This window comes from Cryobacterium sp. AP23 (genome assembly GCF_054075385.1).
The window spans coordinates 4,227,879-4,242,373 of the sequence record NZ_CM133415.1; the positions used below are offsets into that span (position 1 = coordinate 4,227,879).

The following is a 14,495-nucleotide window of genomic DNA, read 5'->3' on the forward strand; positions in this document are numbered from 1 at the left end:
AAGTTTGATCCATGGTCTTTTCGGTAGCTGTTGCGGGCGCGAGTGGGTATGCGGGCGGTGAGCTGCTGCGTCTGTTGGCCGCGCACCCCGATTTCGAGGTGCGCACGGTCACCGCGCACAGCAACGCCGGCCAGCGCCTGGTCGACGTGCAACCGCACCTGCGCTCCCTCTCCCACCTGGTGCTCGGCAACACGGATGCCGCCACCCTGGCCGGCCACGACGTCGTCTTCCTGGCCCTGCCGCACGGCGCCTCCGGCGCCCTGACCGCCCAGCTCGAGGGCGACACCCTCGTGGTGGACTGCGGCGCGGACCACCGCCTCGAGAGCGAGGCCGACTGGGCCGCCTTCTACGGCGGCGACTACTTCGGCGCCTGGGCGTATGGCGTCCCGGAGCTGCCCGTCGCCGGCGGCCGGCAGCGCGACCGCCTGGTCGGCGCCCGCCGCATCGCCGCACCCGGCTGCAACGCCAGCACCGTCGCGCTCGCCCTGGCACCCGGCATCCTGGCCGGCGTGATCGAGGCGGCCGACATCGTCGCCGTGCTCGCGGTCGGTCCGTCCGGCGCCGGCAAGAGCCTCAAGGTGCCCAACCTCGCCGCCGAGATCCTCGGTTCCGCCAACCCGTACGCCGTCGGCGGCACCCACCGGCACATCCCCGAGATCCAGCAGAGCCTGCGCTGGGCCGGCGCCACCGACCCGACGGTGTCGTTCACCCCGGTGATCGTGCCGATGTCACGCGGCATCCTCGCCACCGCCACCGCCCGGCTGGTGCCGGGCACCAGCGCCGCCGCCGTTCGGGAAGCCTGGGCGGCGGCCTACGCCGACGAACCGTTCGTCCACGTGCTGCCCACCGGCCAGTTCCCCCGCACAGCCGACGTGCTCGGCGCCAACACCGCGCTCATCGGCCTCGCCGTCGACGAGGCGGCCGGCCGGGTCATCACCGTCACCGCCGTCGACAATCTCACCAAGGGCACCGCCGGAGCTGCCATTCAATCCGCCAACATTGCCCTGGGGCTGCCGGAAACCCGCGGCCTCAGCACGAATGGAGTTGCCCCGTGAGCGTCACCGCCCCCGCCGGATTCGCCGCAGCCGGCGTCACCGCCGGCCTGAAGAAGTCCGGTGGCCTCGACCTGGCCATCGTGTCGAACCTCGGCCCGCTCGCCAACGCCGCCACGGTGTTCACCAGCAACCGCTGCAAGGCCAACCCCATCATCTGGAGCCAGCAGGTCATGGCCGACGGACGGGTGAGCGCGATCGTGCTCAACTCCGGCGGCGCCAACTGCTACACCGGCACCATCGGATTCCAGACCACCCACGCCACCGCCGAGGCCGTTGCCGAGCAGCTGCAGGTCTCCGCCGGTGACGTGCTGGTGTGCTCCACCGGCCTGATCGGTGAGCAGCTCGACCTGGGCAAGCTCACCGCGGGAGTCTTCGACGCCGGCCTGGCCCTGAAGAACATTGACGCGTCATCCGCAACCGCCGGCCTCGCCGCCGCCCAGGCCATCATGACCACCGACACCCGGCCCAAGCAGGCCACCCAGGTGTCCCCGGCCGGATGGACCATCGGCGGCATGGCCAAGGGCGCCGGCATGCTCGCCCCCGGCCTGGCCACCATGCTCGTCGTGATCACCACCGACGCCGTGTTGAGCTCGGCCCAGCTGGATGCCGCGCTGCGGGAAGCCACCCGGGTCACCTTTGACCGGCTCGACTCCGACGGCTGCATGTCCACCAACGACACCGTGAGCCTGCTCGCCTCCGGCGCCAGTGGCGTCGAGGCCGACCCGGCCGAGTTCGCCACCGCGCTGACCGCACTGTGCCGCGACCTCACCCTGCAGCTGCAGGGCGACGCCGAGGGCGCCTCGCACGACGTGGCCATCTCGGTGCGCAACGCCGCCTCCGAAACCGAGGCCGTCACCGTGGCCCGCGCGGTCTCCCGCAGCAACCTGTTCAAGGCCGCGATCTTCGGCAACGACCCCAACTGGGGCCGGGTGCTCGCCGCGGTGGGCACCATCCCCGAGGCCGACGCGGCGTTCGACCCGTACGGCATCGACGTGGCCATCAACGGCATCCAGGTCTGCACGGCGGGCGAGCCGGATGAGCCCCGCGAGCTGGTGGACCTGACCCCGCGCGCGGTCTCGGTGGTCATCGACCTGCACGAAGGCCTCGCCGGCGCCACCATCTGGACCAACGACCTCACCCACGACTACGTCGAAGAGAACAGCGCGTACTCCAGCTGATGAACCCCGCCACCAATGCCCCTGCCGGCTCTCCCGTGCCGCCGGTTCCCACCCTCGACGACGTCGACAACACCCCCGCCGAGGCGAAGGTCAAGGCCGCCACCCTCATCGAGGCGTTGCCCTGGCTGAAGAAGTTCCACGACCAGATCATCGTCGTGAAGTTCGGCGGCAACGCCATGGTCAGCGAGGAACTGCAGCGCGCCTTCGCCGAGGACATGGTGTACCTGCGCTACGCCGGCATCCGCCCGGTCGTCGTGCACGGCGGCGGCCCGCAGATCTCCGCCATGCTCGCCCGCCTCGGCATCGAGAGTGAGTTCCGCGGCGGCTACCGGGTGACCACCCCCGAGGCGATGGACGTGGTGCGGATGGTTCTCACCGGCCAGATCAACCGTGACCTGGTCAGCCACATCAACGCGCACGGCCCCCTGGCCGCCGGGCTCAGCGGCGAAGACGCCGGCCTGTTCACCGGCCGTCGCCGCGGCGTCGTGATCGACGGCGAAGAGGTCGACCTCGGCCTGGTTGGCGACGTCATCGGCGTCGACCCCGAAGCCGTGCACGCGCAACTGAACGCCGGACGCATCCCGGTGGTGTCGTCCATCGCCCCCGACGTCGACGTACCCGGCCAGTCGCTCAACGTCAACGCGGATGCCGCCGCCGCCGCCCTCGCCGTCGGCCTCGGCGCGGCGAAGCTCGTGATCCTCACCGACGTGGCCGGCCTCTACAGCGACTGGCCCAACCGCGATTCGCTGGTGTCCGTCATCGACGTCGACGCGCTCCGCACCCTGCTTCCCGATCTTGAATCGGGCATGATTCCCAAGATGACAGCCTGCCTGGATGCCGTCGACGGCGGCGTCGCGAAAGCGGCGATCATCGATGGTCGAGTGCCGCACTCGATCCTGGTCGAAATCTTCACCGGAAGCGGCATCGGTACTGAGGTGGTTCCCGCATGACCCTGCACGAACGCTACGCCGTAGCAATGATGAAAACCCTGTCGCCCCCGCTGGCCGTGCTGGTGCGCGGGGAGGGCTGTTATGTGTGGGACGAGCACGGCACCAAGTACCTGGACTTCCTGGCCGGCATCGCCGTGAATTCGCTTGGCCACGCGCACCCCGACATGGTCGCCGCCGCCCAGCAGCAGATCGGCACGCTCGCCCACATCTCCAACTACTTTGCCTCCCCGTCGCAGATCGAGCTGGCCGAGCGCCTCAAACGCCTCACTGGTGCGGGCGACGCCGGACGGGTCTACTTCTGCAACTCCGGCGCCGAGGCCAACGAGGCCGCCTTCAAACTGGCCCGGCTGAACACCGCCGGTGGTCGCCGCAGCCGCGTCCTCGCCCTGAACGACTCGTTCCACGGCCGCACCATGGGAGCACTGGCCCTCACCGGCAAGCCCCACATGCGCGCGCCGTTCGAACCCGTTCCCGGCGGTGTGCAGCACATCGAGACCACCATCGCCGCCCTCGAGCGCGAAATCGACGACACCGTCGCCGCACTGTTCCTCGAGCCGGTCAAGGGTGAAGCCGGTGTCATCGACCTGCCGGAGGGGTACCTGCAGCGCGCCCGGGAACTGTGCACGAAGCACGGCGTGCTGCTCATCGTCGACGAGGTGCAGACCGGCGCTGGGCGTACCGGCAAGTGGTTCGCCTACGAGCACTACAACGTGGTGCCGGATGCCATCACCGTCGCCAAGGGCATCGGCGGGGGAGTGCCGATCGGGGCGCTCGTCACCTTCGGCGCCACCAGTGACCTCTTCCAGCGCGGCCAACACGGCTCCACCTTCGGCGGCAACCCGTTCGTGACCGCCACCTCCAACGCGGTGCTCGGCGTGATCGAACGCGACGACCTGGTCGGCAACGCCGCCCGCCGTGGCGAACAGATCCGCGACATCATCACCGGAATCGGCTCGCCGCTGATCGAGGAGGTGCGCGGCCGCGGCCTGCTGCTGGGCATCGGCCTGAGCGAACCGGTGGCCCTGCCGCTGGCCGCCGCCGCCCTCGCCGGCGGCCTGATCGTGAACGCCGCGAACGAATCCAGCATCCGCCTCGCGCCCCCGCTGATCGTCGGCGACGCCGAACTGGCCGATTTCGAGGAGCGCTTCCGGGCCGCGCTGGACGCTGTCACCAGTTCGGGTCTCGCAGCCGCCACCAGATAAGGTGGAGGAATCCCGCAAACCACCGAAGAATTCATCGAAAGTGACCCCGTGACCCGCCATTTCCTGCGCGACGACGACATCTCACCGGCCGAACAGGCCGAGATCCTCGATCTGGCCCTGGAACTGAAGCGAGACCGATTCTCGGTCCAGCCCCTGGCCGGACCGCAAACAGTCGCCGTCATCTTCGACAAGTCATCCACTCGCACGCGCGTCTCGTTCGCGGTCGGCATCGCCGACCTCGGCGGCAGCCCGCTGATCATCAGCACCGCGAGCAGCCAGCTCGGTGGCAAGGAAACCGCCGCCGACACCGCCCGGGTCCTCGAACGCCAGGTGGCCGCGATCGTGTGGCGCACCTACGGGCAGGCCGGTCTCGAAGAGATGGCACTGAACACCACGGTGCCCGTCGTCAACGCCCTCTCCGACGACTTCCACCCCTGCCAGCTGCTCGCGGACCTGCTCACCATCCGTGAGCACCGCGGCGACCTCGCTGGGCAGACCCTCACCTTCCTCGGCGACGGGGCCTGCAACATGGCCCAGTCCTACCTGCTCGCCGGCGCGACCGCCGGCATGCACGTGCGCATCGCCTCCCCGGCCGGCTACACCCCGCACGCCCAGGTTGTCGCCGACGCCGAGGCCATCGCCGCGAAGACCGGCGGCTCGGTGGCGCTGTTCACCGACCCCGCCGAGGCCGTCGCCGGCGTCGACGTCGTCATCACCGACACCTGGGTGTCGATGGGTAAGGAAGAGGAGAAGGCGACCAGGCTCGGTTCGCTCGGCGGATACCGCGTCGACGCCGCACTCCTGGCCCTCGCCAAGCCTGACGCACATTTCATGCACTGCCTGCCGGCCGACCGTGGCTACGAGGTCACGGCCGACGTCATCGACGGCCCGCAGAGCATCATCTGGGACGAGGCGGAAAACCGCCTGCACGCCCAGAAGGCGCTGCTCGTCTGGCTGCTCGCGCACAACGCGCGCTAGCACCCGGCTCGACAGCACCACCAATAAACTTGAATCACGAAGAACTTATGAAGGAGAACCATGGCTGAGCGGGTTGTACTGGCATATTCGGGTGGCCTTGACACCTCGGTGGGCATCGGCTGGCTGAAGGACGCCACCGGCAAAGAGGTCGTCGCACTGGCTGTCGACGTCGGACAAGAGGGCGAGGACATGGACGTGATCCGTCAGCGCGCGCTTGACTGCGGCGCCGTCGAGTCCATCGTCGTCGACGCCAAGGACGAGTTCGCCAACGACTACATCGTGCCGGCGCTCAAGGCGAACGCGCTGTACCAGAAGCGTTACCCGCTGGTCTCCGCGATCAGCCGCCCGCTGATCGCCAAGCACCTCGCCGCCACCGCCCGTGCCCTCGGCGCCGACAGTGTCGCGCACGGATGCACTGGCAAGGGCAACGACCAGGTGCGCTTCGAAGCCGCCGTCACCGCCCTCGCCCCCGAGCTGACCTCGCTCGCCCCGGTGCGCGACTTCGCCCTCACCCGCGACAAGGCCATCGAATACGCCGCGCTGCACAACCTGCCGATCGCGCAGTCCAAGAAGAGCCCGTACTCCATCGACCAGAACGTCTGGGGTCGCGCCGTCGAGACCGGCTTCCTTGAGGACCCGTGGAACGCGCCGATCGAAGACCTCTACACCTACACGCAGGACCCGTCGATCCCGCGCGAGGCGACCGAGATCATCATCACGTTCGACCAGGGCGTGCCCGTGGCCGTGGACGGCAAGCCCGTCACGCCGCTCGAAGCCGTTGTACTGCTGAACAAGCTCGCCGGAGACCAGGGTGTCGGCCGCATCGACATCGTCGAGGACCGCCTCGTGGGCATCAAGAGCCGTGAGGTCTACGAGTCCCCGGCCGGCATCGCGCTGATCACCGCGCACGAAGAGCTCGAGAATGTCACCGTCGAGCGCGACGTCGCTCGCTACAAGCGCGGCGTCGAGGCCAAGTGGAGCGAGCTCGTCTACGACGGCCTCTGGTTCTCCGGCCTGAAGAAGTCGCTGGACGCGTTCATCGACGACACCCAGAAGTACGTCTCCGGCGACATCCGCCTCAAGCTGCACGCCGGCTCCGCCGTCGTCACCGGCCGCCAGAGCAAGCAGAGCCTGTACGACTTCGACCTGGCCACCTACGACACCGGCGACTCGTTCGACCAGTCGATGGCCAAGGGCTTCATCGAGCTGTGGAGCCTGCCGAGCAAGATCGCGGCGCGCCGCGACCAGGCCGCGAAGTAGGGCCCGGCATGACCGGCGACACAAGCATCAACCGTGCGGGTGAGGCGGGCGCCCTCTGGGGCGGCCGCTTCGCCGGCGGACCGTCGCCGGAGTTGGCGCGCCTGAGCAAGTCCACCCATTTCGACTGGCAGCTGGCCGGGTACGACATCCGCGGGTCGCGCGCCCACGCGCGTGCCCTGGCCGCTGCCGGCTACCTCACCGAGGACGAACTGGCCGGCATGCTCGCCGGCCTCGACACCCTCGATGAGGCTGTCGACGACGGCCGGTTCCAGCCGGCCCCGACCGACGAAGACGTGCACTCGGCGCTCGAACGCGGGCTGATCGACATCGTCGGCACCGAACTCGGCGGCAAGCTCCGCGCCGGTCGCAGCCGCAACGACCAGGTGGCCACCCTGGTGCGGATGCTGCTGCGCGACCACGCCGCCGTCATCGCCCGGCTCGTCGTGGACCTGATCGACGCCCTCGCCGCGCAGGCCGAGGCCAATGAAACGGCCATCATGCCCGGCCGCACCCACCTGCAGCACGCCCAGCCGGTGCTGCTGGCGCATCACCTGTTCGCGCACTGTTGGCCGCTCGTGCGCGACCTGGAACGATTCGCCGACTGGAACAAGCGGTCGGACTTCTCCCCGTACGGCTCCGGCGCGCTGGCCGGGAACACCCTCGGCCTGGACTCGACCCTCATCGCGACCGAACTCGGCTTCAGCGCCGTGGTCGAGAACTCGATCGACGGCACGGCCAGCCGCGACCTGGTCGCCGAGTTCGCCTACATCACGGCGCAGATCGGCATCGACCTGTCCCGCCTGGCCGAGGAGATCATCCTCTGGAACACCCGCGAATTCGGTTTCGTCACCCTCGACGACTCCTACTCCACCGGGTCGTCGATCATGCCGCAGAAGAAGAACCCCGACATCGCCGAGCTCGCGCGCGGCAAGTCGGGTCGCCTCATCGGCAACCTGACCGGGCTGCTCACCACACTCAAGGGGCTTCCGCTCGCGTACAACCGCGACCTGCAGGAAGACAAAGAGCCGGTCTTCGACTCGATCGAAACCCTCGAGGTGCTGCTGCCGGCGTTCACGGGCATGATCGCCACCATCACCTTCCATACCGAGCGGATGGCTGAACTGGCGCCGCAGGGCTTCTCCCTGGCCACGGATGTCGCCGAGTGGCTGGTGAAGCGGCACGTCAGCTTCCGCGACGCGCACGAGATCACCGGCACCCTGGTGAAGGTCGCCGAGGCCAAGGGCCTCGACCTGCACGAGATCGACGACGCCGGCCTCGCGGAGATCTCCCCGCACCTCACCCCGGAGGTGCGCGAGGTGCTCACCATCCAGGGCTCCGTGACCCGGCGTGACGGGCAGGCCGGCACCGCGCCCGTGCGGGTCGCCGAACAGCGCGCTGCCCTCGTGGCCCGCGTGCACAGCCTCGCGACCGCCCTGGTCCGCTGAGGCCGGCAGCCGTTCGAATCCAGCCCAGCGGATGACCGTCGACCGTGACCTGTCCGCCCAGGACGCGGTCGACGTCGCCCCGCTGCTGCTCGGCGGGCTGCTGCGCCACGGCGACATCGTGCTGCGGATCACCGAGGTGGAGGCGTATCAGGCCGGCACCGACCCCGGCTCGCACGCCTTCCGTCGGCAGACTGCCCGGAACAGCAGCATGTTCGGGCCTCCTGGTCATCTGTACGCGTACTTCACCTACGGCATGCACGTCTGCGCCAATATCGTCTGCTCGCCCGACGGTGAGGCATCAGCGGTGCTGCTGCGCGGGGGAGAAATCGTGGCCGGCGTCGAGCACGCCCGCGCCCGGCGCGGTGCGGCAGTGCCGGACCGGGATCTGGCGCGCGGCCCGGCCAGGCTCACCCGCGCGATGGGCATCGGACTGCACCAGGACGGCGCGGACCTCGCGGCCGAACCGTTCGAGCTGACCCTGCCGAAGTCACCCGTAGCCGCCCTCGCCGGCCCGCGCACCGGCATCAACGGTCCGGGCGGTGGGGCCGAGTTCCCCTGGCGGTTCTGGATCCCGGGGGAGCGCACCGTCTCGGCCTACCGGAGGCATCCCGGCCTCCGGTAGGCAGGCGGTACGCGTCAGGACTGGGTGAGGCTGACCAGGATGACGCAGGCGCACGCCCAGATGAGGCTGGCGAAGGTGCCGATGATGAACCGTTCTCTGGCCTCGGAGGAGGCGAGTTCCGTGAACCGGCCGACACCCTTAATGGCCACGACCACGGCGAGAGCCTCGGGGAAACCGGCCAGGATGGCGCCGGCCACTGCCAGTCGCTCCAAGATTCCGATGGTGAGCCCGCCGCGGAGGACCTCGTGCACGGCCGTCGGCGCGACCGCGGGACCGGCGAGGTCTGCGGTGTCGGCAACGGCGGCTGTCGATGTGTCGCTGCCCACGAGGATGCCGCCGTGGCTGCCGGGTGCGACGGAATCCTTGGTGGCCAGGTGCAGCGCCAGCACGGCCGCCGGGCCACCGCCGATCACCGCGAGCACCAGGGCGGCCAGTGCGATGACGACGCTGAAGGCCGTCGGCGCTTCACCGACCGGTATGGACGCGAGGAGCAGGGCGACGACCAGGGCGCCGGCGGATGCGATCACGAACGGCTGCTTGCCCAGACGGAAAGCGAGGATCGCGAGGATCAGGGAGGCCATGGTGATCAGGAGCAGGATCACCCAGTACACGTAGATGGCAACGGAGAAGGAACTCAGGATATTCATCGGCGGTGGTCATCCGTTTCGCTGGTGTCGCGGTCGAGGTTGTGTAGCAGCCTAACGAGTGCCGGATGCGCGGCGCGTTCGACCTTCCACTGTGAACTTTTCACGCGTTGGCTGACCGCGGCGGTGGAGATGCCGAGCTGGCGCGCGATGGCGGTCTGCGCCATCCCGCTCTCCAGCAGGTCCACGGCTTCCCAGCCTTCCGCGGTGCGGCGCTGACGGAGCAGAAGAAGCATCGACACGAGAGCCTCCACCTCTAAGCCCGTCGAGGGGCCGGGGGAGAGGTCTGCCCCGTTCGGGGTGGCGCTCACCTCCGCCGCGCTCTCGCTCTCGGGGCCGGTCGGGAGATCCAGGGCGAACCGTGCCTCGGCGCGCTTGGCCCTGGTCACCGCGGCCCGGGCGGCGATGAAGGCATCCCCGGTGGCCTGCCGGGTGGTCGCCGGCAACGGGGTGCGGATCGGTCCGATACCGAGGCCGATGCTCCAGAACCCGGTGCGGTGCAGATCCAGCAGCACTGCGAAGGCGTCGGAGGCGGCGGGGACGAGCACCTGGATCTCGTCGCCGGAGGTCTGATCGGGGGGCAGCGCGAAGGCCGCCGCGCGGCGGTTTGCCAGCTGGGCGATCATCTCGCTGGCCCGGTCTCGATCGTGGCGGCTATCGATTTGATCGGCGGTAATCACAAACATGGGTTAAGCCTCCGTCCTGAATGCAGCCTAATCAAGGTTCAGGGATTAATCTAGCCCGATTCACCCTGCAGCCTTGATTCTTTCACCGTGGCGGGTGCGGCGCTTCGGGAGCGGCGGCCCGGGCGCTGGTAATCTGGCTTCGTGTCAGACCCCAGCATCCTTGCCCAGCAAGCCAACGATCCCACCTTCGCCGACGTCTGGGAGGAAATCTCCTGGCGCGGCCTGGTTCACGTCTCCACCGACGAGACCGCGCTGCGAGCCCTGCTCGCCGGGGATCCGATCACGTATTACTGCGGGTTCGACCCCACCGCCGCAAGCCTGCACCTCGGCAACCTCGTGCAGCTCCTGCTGATGCGTCGGCTGCAGCTGGCCGGACACCGGCCGCTCGGCCTGGTCGGCGGGTCCACCGGGCTCATCGGTGACCCGCGCCCCACGGCGGAACGCACGCTGAACACCCCCGAGGTCGTCAACGAGTGGGTCGGTTACCTGCAGGCGCAGGTCACCCGCTTCCTCAGCGCCGAGGGCGACAATGCCGTCACCCTGGTGAACAACCTCGACTGGACGGCGCCGCTGTCGGCGATCGACTTCCTGCGTGACATCGGCAAGTACTACCGGGTCGGCACCATGCTCAAGAAGGATGCCGTGAGCGCCCGGCTGAATTCCGACGCCGGCATCAGCTACACCGAGTTCAGCTACCAGGTGCTGCAGGGGATGGACTTCCTCGAGCTCTACCGCAGTCATGGTTGCGTGCTGCAGACCGGAGGCAGCGACCAGTGGGGCAATCTCACCAGTGGCACCGACCTCATCCATCGTGCGGAGGGCACCAGTGTGCACGCGATCGGCACCCCGCTGATCACGAACACCGACGGCACCAAGTTCGGCAAGAGCGAGGGGAACGCGGTGTGGCTGGATCCCGCGCTCACCAGTCCCTACGCGCTGTACCAGTTCTGGTTGAACACCGACGACTCCGACGTGATCGCCCGGTTGAAGGTGTTCACGTTCCTCACGCGCGCACAGATCGAGCACCTCGAGGAGCTTGTGGCGACCGAGCCGTTCAAGCGCGAAGCCCAGCGCACACTCGCGTTCGAGGTGACGAGCCTGGTCCACGGTGTCACGGCAACGGATGCCGCCATCCGCGCGACGCAGGCGCTCTTCGGCCAGGGGGACCTCGCCGATCTCGATCCGGCGACCCTCGAGTCGGCCCTGCGGGCATTGCCGAACACCACGACTTTCCCGCAGGCCCAGGTGATGCAGCTCCTCGTGGACACCGGGCTGACCAAGAGCCTGGGTGAAGCTCGGCGGGCGATCGGCCAGGGCGGCGTGTACCTCAACAACGTGAAGGTCACCGACGAGGCGGCCACCGTTGAGGGATCCGTTCTTCCCGGGGGAGTGGCCGTGCTGCGGCGCGGCAAGAAGACCCTCGCCGGCGTTTTCGTCGAGTGAACCCCGCCTGCCCGGCTGTGTGACGGGCAGGTTACGGCCGCATTGCGGGCAGGTGTCGATTTGCGACACGCCCGGGATGCTCCCGGGATTGCGGGGCATTCGGAACCCGCGTAATGTCATCTCTTGTCACCCCACAGGTGCGGAAAGCCGAAGAGCTTCCCGGCCTCAAGCGGGACCACTTCCAAGTCATGGCAGCGAATTTATTCGAACTGCCGGATTTGATGGCGTTTGAACTGTTCCAAATCTGGAGCGGATCGTAACGACACGAAAACAGAATTACATCGAAGTGCCTCAGTGCAAAGGTCAATTGGCCGGCGGCTGGGTGCGTCCGATCCTTGAGAACTCAACAGCGTGCACAATGTCAAATGCCAAAAACCTCGTGGTTTGGATCCGTTTCTAGCGGTGAAGAGCTAGGAGATTCCTTTGGAAAACATTTAAACAACAAAGCAAGTCAGTAATGATTTGTTCTGTCAGTTTCAAACTTGCAGATTGTTCGCCTATTCCGGCGGCTGTCTGCACTAGATGTGCCCACTGAGCTTGCTCGGTGAGGCTATTAAACATTTACGGAGAGTTTGATCCTGGCTCAGGACGAACGCTGGCGGCGTGCTTAACACATGCAAGTCGAACGGTGAAGAGGAGCTTGCTCCTTGGATCAGTGGCGAACGGGTGAGTAACACGTGAGTAACCTGCCCCAGACTCTGGGATAAGCACTGGAAACGGTGTCTAATACCGGATATGAGCTTCAGCCGCATGGCTAGGAGTTGGAAAGAATTTCGGTCTGGGATGGACTCGCGGCCTATCAGCTAGTTGGTGAGGTAATGGCTCACCAAGGCGACGACGGGTAGCCGGCCTGAGAGGGTGACCGGCCACACTGGGACTGAGACACGGCCCAGACTCCTACGGGAGGCAGCAGTGGGGAATATTGCACAATGGGCGCAAGCCTGATGCAGCAACGCCGCGTGAGGGACGACGGCCTTCGGGTTGTAAACCTCTTTTAGTAGGGAAGAAGCGAAAGTGACGGTACCTGCAGAAAAAGCACCGGCTAACTACGTGCCAGCAGCCGCGGTAATACGTAGGGTGCAAGCGTTGTCCGGAATTATTGGGCGTAAAGAGCTCGTAGGCGGTTTGTCGCGTCTGCTGTGAAAACCCGAGGCTCAACCTCGGGCCTGCAGTGGGTACGGGCAGACTAGAGTGCGGTAGGGGAGATTGGAATTCCTGGTGTAGCGGTGGAATGCGCAGATATCAGGAGGAACACCAATGGCGAAGGCAGATCTCTGGGCCGTAACTGACGCTGAGGAGCGAAAGCATGGGGAGCGAACAGGATTAGATACCCTGGTAGTCCATGCCGTAAACGTTGGGAACTAGATGTGGGGACCATTCCACGGTCTCCGTGTCGCAGCTAACGCATTAAGTTCCCCGCCTGGGGAGTACGGCCGCAAGGCTAAAACTCAAAGGAATTGACGGGGGCCCGCACAAGCGGCGGAGCATGCGGATTAATTCGATGCAACGCGAAGAACCTTACCAAGGCTTGACATATAGAGGAAACGGCTGGAAACAGTCGCCCCGCAAGGTCTCTATACAGGTGGTGCATGGTTGTCGTCAGCTCGTGTCGTGAGATGTTGGGTTAAGTCCCGCAACGAGCGCAACCCTCGTCCTATGTTGCCAGCACGTAATGGTGGGAACTCATGGGATACTGCCGGGGTCAACTCGGAGGAAGGTGGGGATGACGTCAAATCATCATGCCCCTTATGTCTTGGGCTTCACGCATGCTACAATGGCCGGTACAAAGGGCTGCAATACCGCAAGGTGGAGCGAATCCCAAAAAGCCGGTCTCAGTTCGGATTGAGGTCTGCAACTCGACCTCATGAAGTCGGAGTCGCTAGTAATCGCAGATCAGCAACGCTGCGGTGAATACGTTCCCGGGCCTTGTACACACCGCCCGTCAAGTCATGAAAGTCGGTAACACCCGAAGCCAGTGGCCAAACCCGCAAGGGATGGAGCTGTCGAAGGTGGGATCGGTGATTAGGACTAAGTCGTAACAAGGTAGCCGTACCGGAAGGTGCGGCTGGATCACCTCCTTTCTAAGGAGCACAGCACCTCTCCTCTGTATACAGGGAGATTCAAGGTGCCAAGTCATACGAAGACGAATGTTCTTCGATGGCGCTCATGGGTGGAACATTGACATTGATGCAGAACCAATCGGTTCGATCTCAGTACTTCACTTTTAGTGAATGGAAAAGGTTGCTCCAGGCGGGTTTGCATATGCACGCTGTTGGGTCCTGAGGGACCGGAACGATCAGGGCAACCTGGTTGGACTTTTCCTCTGGACCTTTTCTTGTCAGCAGTCGTACCTCTAGGGGTCGCTGGCTTGGAGGGGTACCGCCCGTACTTTGAGAACTACACAGTGGACGCGAGCATCTTAAATTTGAACCCTTCGGGGTCAAATTACAAAGATCTAAGCAATTAGATCATTGGTCAATTTCGATCATCACTTTCGAGTGGTGATACTTAATCGATTCAAACTCATGTGATTTCAAATTTTCAAGAGCAAACGGTGAATGCCTTGGCATGTAGAGCCGAAGAAGGACGTAGTAATCTGCGATAAGCCTCGGGGAGTTGATAAACGAACTGTGATCCGAGGATGTCCGAATGGGGAAACCCCGCCAGGCCCGCAAGGTGACCTGGTGACTCCCGCCTGAATATATAGGGCGGGTAGAGGGAACGTGGGGAAGTGAAACATCTCAGTACCCACAGGAAGAGAAAACAATAGTGATTCCGTTAGTAGTGGCGAGCGAACCCGGATGAGGCTAAACCGATCATGTGTGATAGCCGGCAGGCGTTGCATGGTCGGGGTTGCGGGACTTTTCTGCTGATTCTGCCGAACAGTGAGCGTTACAAAGTTGTATAGACGAACAGGATTGAAAGCCTGGTCATAGAGGGTGCGAACCCCGTAGTCGAAATGCAGCGATGGCGCGAAGAGTATCCCAAGTAGCACGGGGCCCGAGAAATCCCGTGTGAATCTGTCAGGACCA

11 protein-coding genes, 1 rRNA gene and 1 other annotated feature are annotated in these 14,495 nt (G+C 65.8%); of the genes, 10 read left to right on the plus strand and 2 right to left on the minus strand.

Annotation, left to right across the window (positions count from 1 at the left end):
* Positions 1–11 precede the first annotated feature (11 nt).
* The 8 genes from argC to ACU5E9_RS19900 are packed head-to-tail and all read left to right on the plus strand — an operon-like array spanning position 12 to position 8,690.
* Positions 12–1,055 (plus strand): N-acetyl-gamma-glutamyl-phosphate reductase, encoded by a 1,044-nt coding sequence (argC, locus tag ACU5E9_RS19865; protein ID WP_456811600.1) that lies wholly within the window; start codon positions 12–14, stop codon positions 1,053–1,055.
* The gene (gene argJ, locus ACU5E9_RS19870) at positions 1,052–2,233 is read left to right on the plus strand and encodes a bifunctional glutamate N-acetyltransferase/amino-acid acetyltransferase ArgJ (RefSeq protein WP_456811601.1); all 1,182 of its coding nucleotides are present in this window, start codon (positions 1,052–1,054) and stop codon (positions 2,231–2,233) included. The genes argC and argJ overlap by 4 nt, the downstream gene beginning before the upstream one ends.
* On the plus strand, positions 2,233–3,183 hold the full coding sequence (gene argB, locus ACU5E9_RS19875) for an acetylglutamate kinase (protein WP_456811602.1): 951 nt from the start codon (positions 2,233–2,235) through the stop codon (positions 3,181–3,183). The genes argJ and argB overlap by 1 nt, the downstream gene beginning before the upstream one ends.
* Positions 3,180–4,385: an acetylornithine transaminase gene (locus tag ACU5E9_RS19880; RefSeq protein ID WP_456811603.1), complete on the plus strand. Its 1,206-nt coding sequence runs from the start codon at positions 3,180–3,182 to the stop codon at positions 4,383–4,385. Before argB ends, ACU5E9_RS19880 begins: the two co-directional genes overlap by 4 nt.
* A 48-nt stretch (positions 4,386–4,433) precedes the next feature.
* On the plus strand, positions 4,434–5,363 hold the full coding sequence (gene argF, locus ACU5E9_RS19885; RefSeq protein ID WP_456811604.1) for an ornithine carbamoyltransferase: 930 nt from the start codon (positions 4,434–4,436) through the stop codon (positions 5,361–5,363).
* A gap of 60 nt (positions 5,364–5,423) precedes the next feature.
* Positions 5,424–6,623: an argininosuccinate synthase gene (locus ACU5E9_RS19890; RefSeq protein WP_441648467.1), complete on the plus strand. Its 1,200-nt coding sequence runs from the start codon at positions 5,424–5,426 to the stop codon at positions 6,621–6,623.
* An 8-nt stretch (positions 6,624–6,631) separates the two neighbouring features.
* Positions 6,632–8,068, plus strand: a complete 1,437-nt coding sequence (gene argH, locus ACU5E9_RS19895; protein WP_456811605.1) for an argininosuccinate lyase — start codon at positions 6,632–6,634, stop codon at positions 8,066–8,068.
* Positions 8,069–8,099: 31 nt separating this feature from the next.
* Positions 8,100–8,690 carry a DNA-3-methyladenine glycosylase gene (locus ACU5E9_RS19900; protein WP_456811606.1) on the plus strand — a complete coding sequence of 197 codons (591 nt, stop codon included), beginning with the start codon at positions 8,100–8,102 and terminating at the stop codon, positions 8,688–8,690.
* A gap of 14 nt (positions 8,691–8,704) precedes the next feature.
* Here ACU5E9_RS19900 and ACU5E9_RS19905 read toward each other — a convergent pair whose 3' ends face one another.
* Together ACU5E9_RS19905 and ACU5E9_RS19910 are read right to left on the minus strand one after the other, a co-directional pair.
* Complete coding sequence (locus tag ACU5E9_RS19905; RefSeq protein ID WP_456811607.1) at positions 8,705–9,337, minus strand: hypothetical protein; 633 nt, start codon at positions 9,335–9,337, stop codon at positions 8,705–8,707.
* Entirely contained in the window at positions 9,334–10,020 is a 687-nt protein-coding gene (locus ACU5E9_RS19910) for a DNA-binding protein (protein WP_456811608.1), read from the minus strand. The genes ACU5E9_RS19905 and ACU5E9_RS19910 overlap by 4 nt, the downstream gene beginning before the upstream one ends.
* 141 nt (positions 10,021–10,161) lie before the next feature.
* Between ACU5E9_RS19910 and tyrS the strand changes: the two genes are divergently transcribed.
* On the plus strand, positions 10,162–11,463 hold the full coding sequence (gene tyrS, locus ACU5E9_RS19915) for a tyrosine--tRNA ligase (protein WP_456811609.1): 1,302 nt from the start codon (positions 10,162–10,164) through the stop codon (positions 11,461–11,463).
* Between the two features lie 560 nt (positions 11,464–12,023).
* Positions 12,024–13,544, plus strand: a 16S ribosomal RNA gene (locus tag ACU5E9_RS19920).
* Between the two features lie 450 nt (positions 13,545–13,994).
* Positions 13,995–14,495, plus strand: a sequence feature (23S ribosomal RNA rRNA prediction is too short).

Coding starts and splice junctions, on each gene's coding strand:
- ACU5E9_RS19890 (WP_441648467.1), top strand. CDS start 5,424: ATGGCTGAGCGGGTTGTACTGGCATATTCGGGTGGCCTTGACACCTCG.
- ACU5E9_RS19905 (WP_456811607.1), bottom strand. CDS start 9,337: ATGAATATCCTGAGTTCCTTCTCCGTTGCCATCTACGTGTACTGGGTG.
- ACU5E9_RS19880 (WP_456811603.1), top strand. CDS start 3,180: ATGACCCTGCACGAACGCTACGCCGTAGCAATGATGAAAACCCTGTCG.
- argH (WP_456811605.1), top strand. CDS start 6,632: ATGACCGGCGACACAAGCATCAACCGTGCGGGTGAGGCGGGCGCCCTC.
- argB (WP_456811602.1), top strand. CDS start 2,233: ATGAACCCCGCCACCAATGCCCCTGCCGGCTCTCCCGTGCCGCCGGTT.
- ACU5E9_RS19910 (WP_456811608.1), bottom strand. CDS start 10,020: ATGTTTGTGATTACCGCCGATCAAATCGATAGCCGCCACGATCGAGAC.
- argC (WP_456811600.1), top strand. CDS start 12: ATGGTCTTTTCGGTAGCTGTTGCGGGCGCGAGTGGGTATGCGGGCGGT.
- ACU5E9_RS19900 (WP_456811606.1), top strand. CDS start 8,100: ATGACCGTCGACCGTGACCTGTCCGCCCAGGACGCGGTCGACGTCGCC.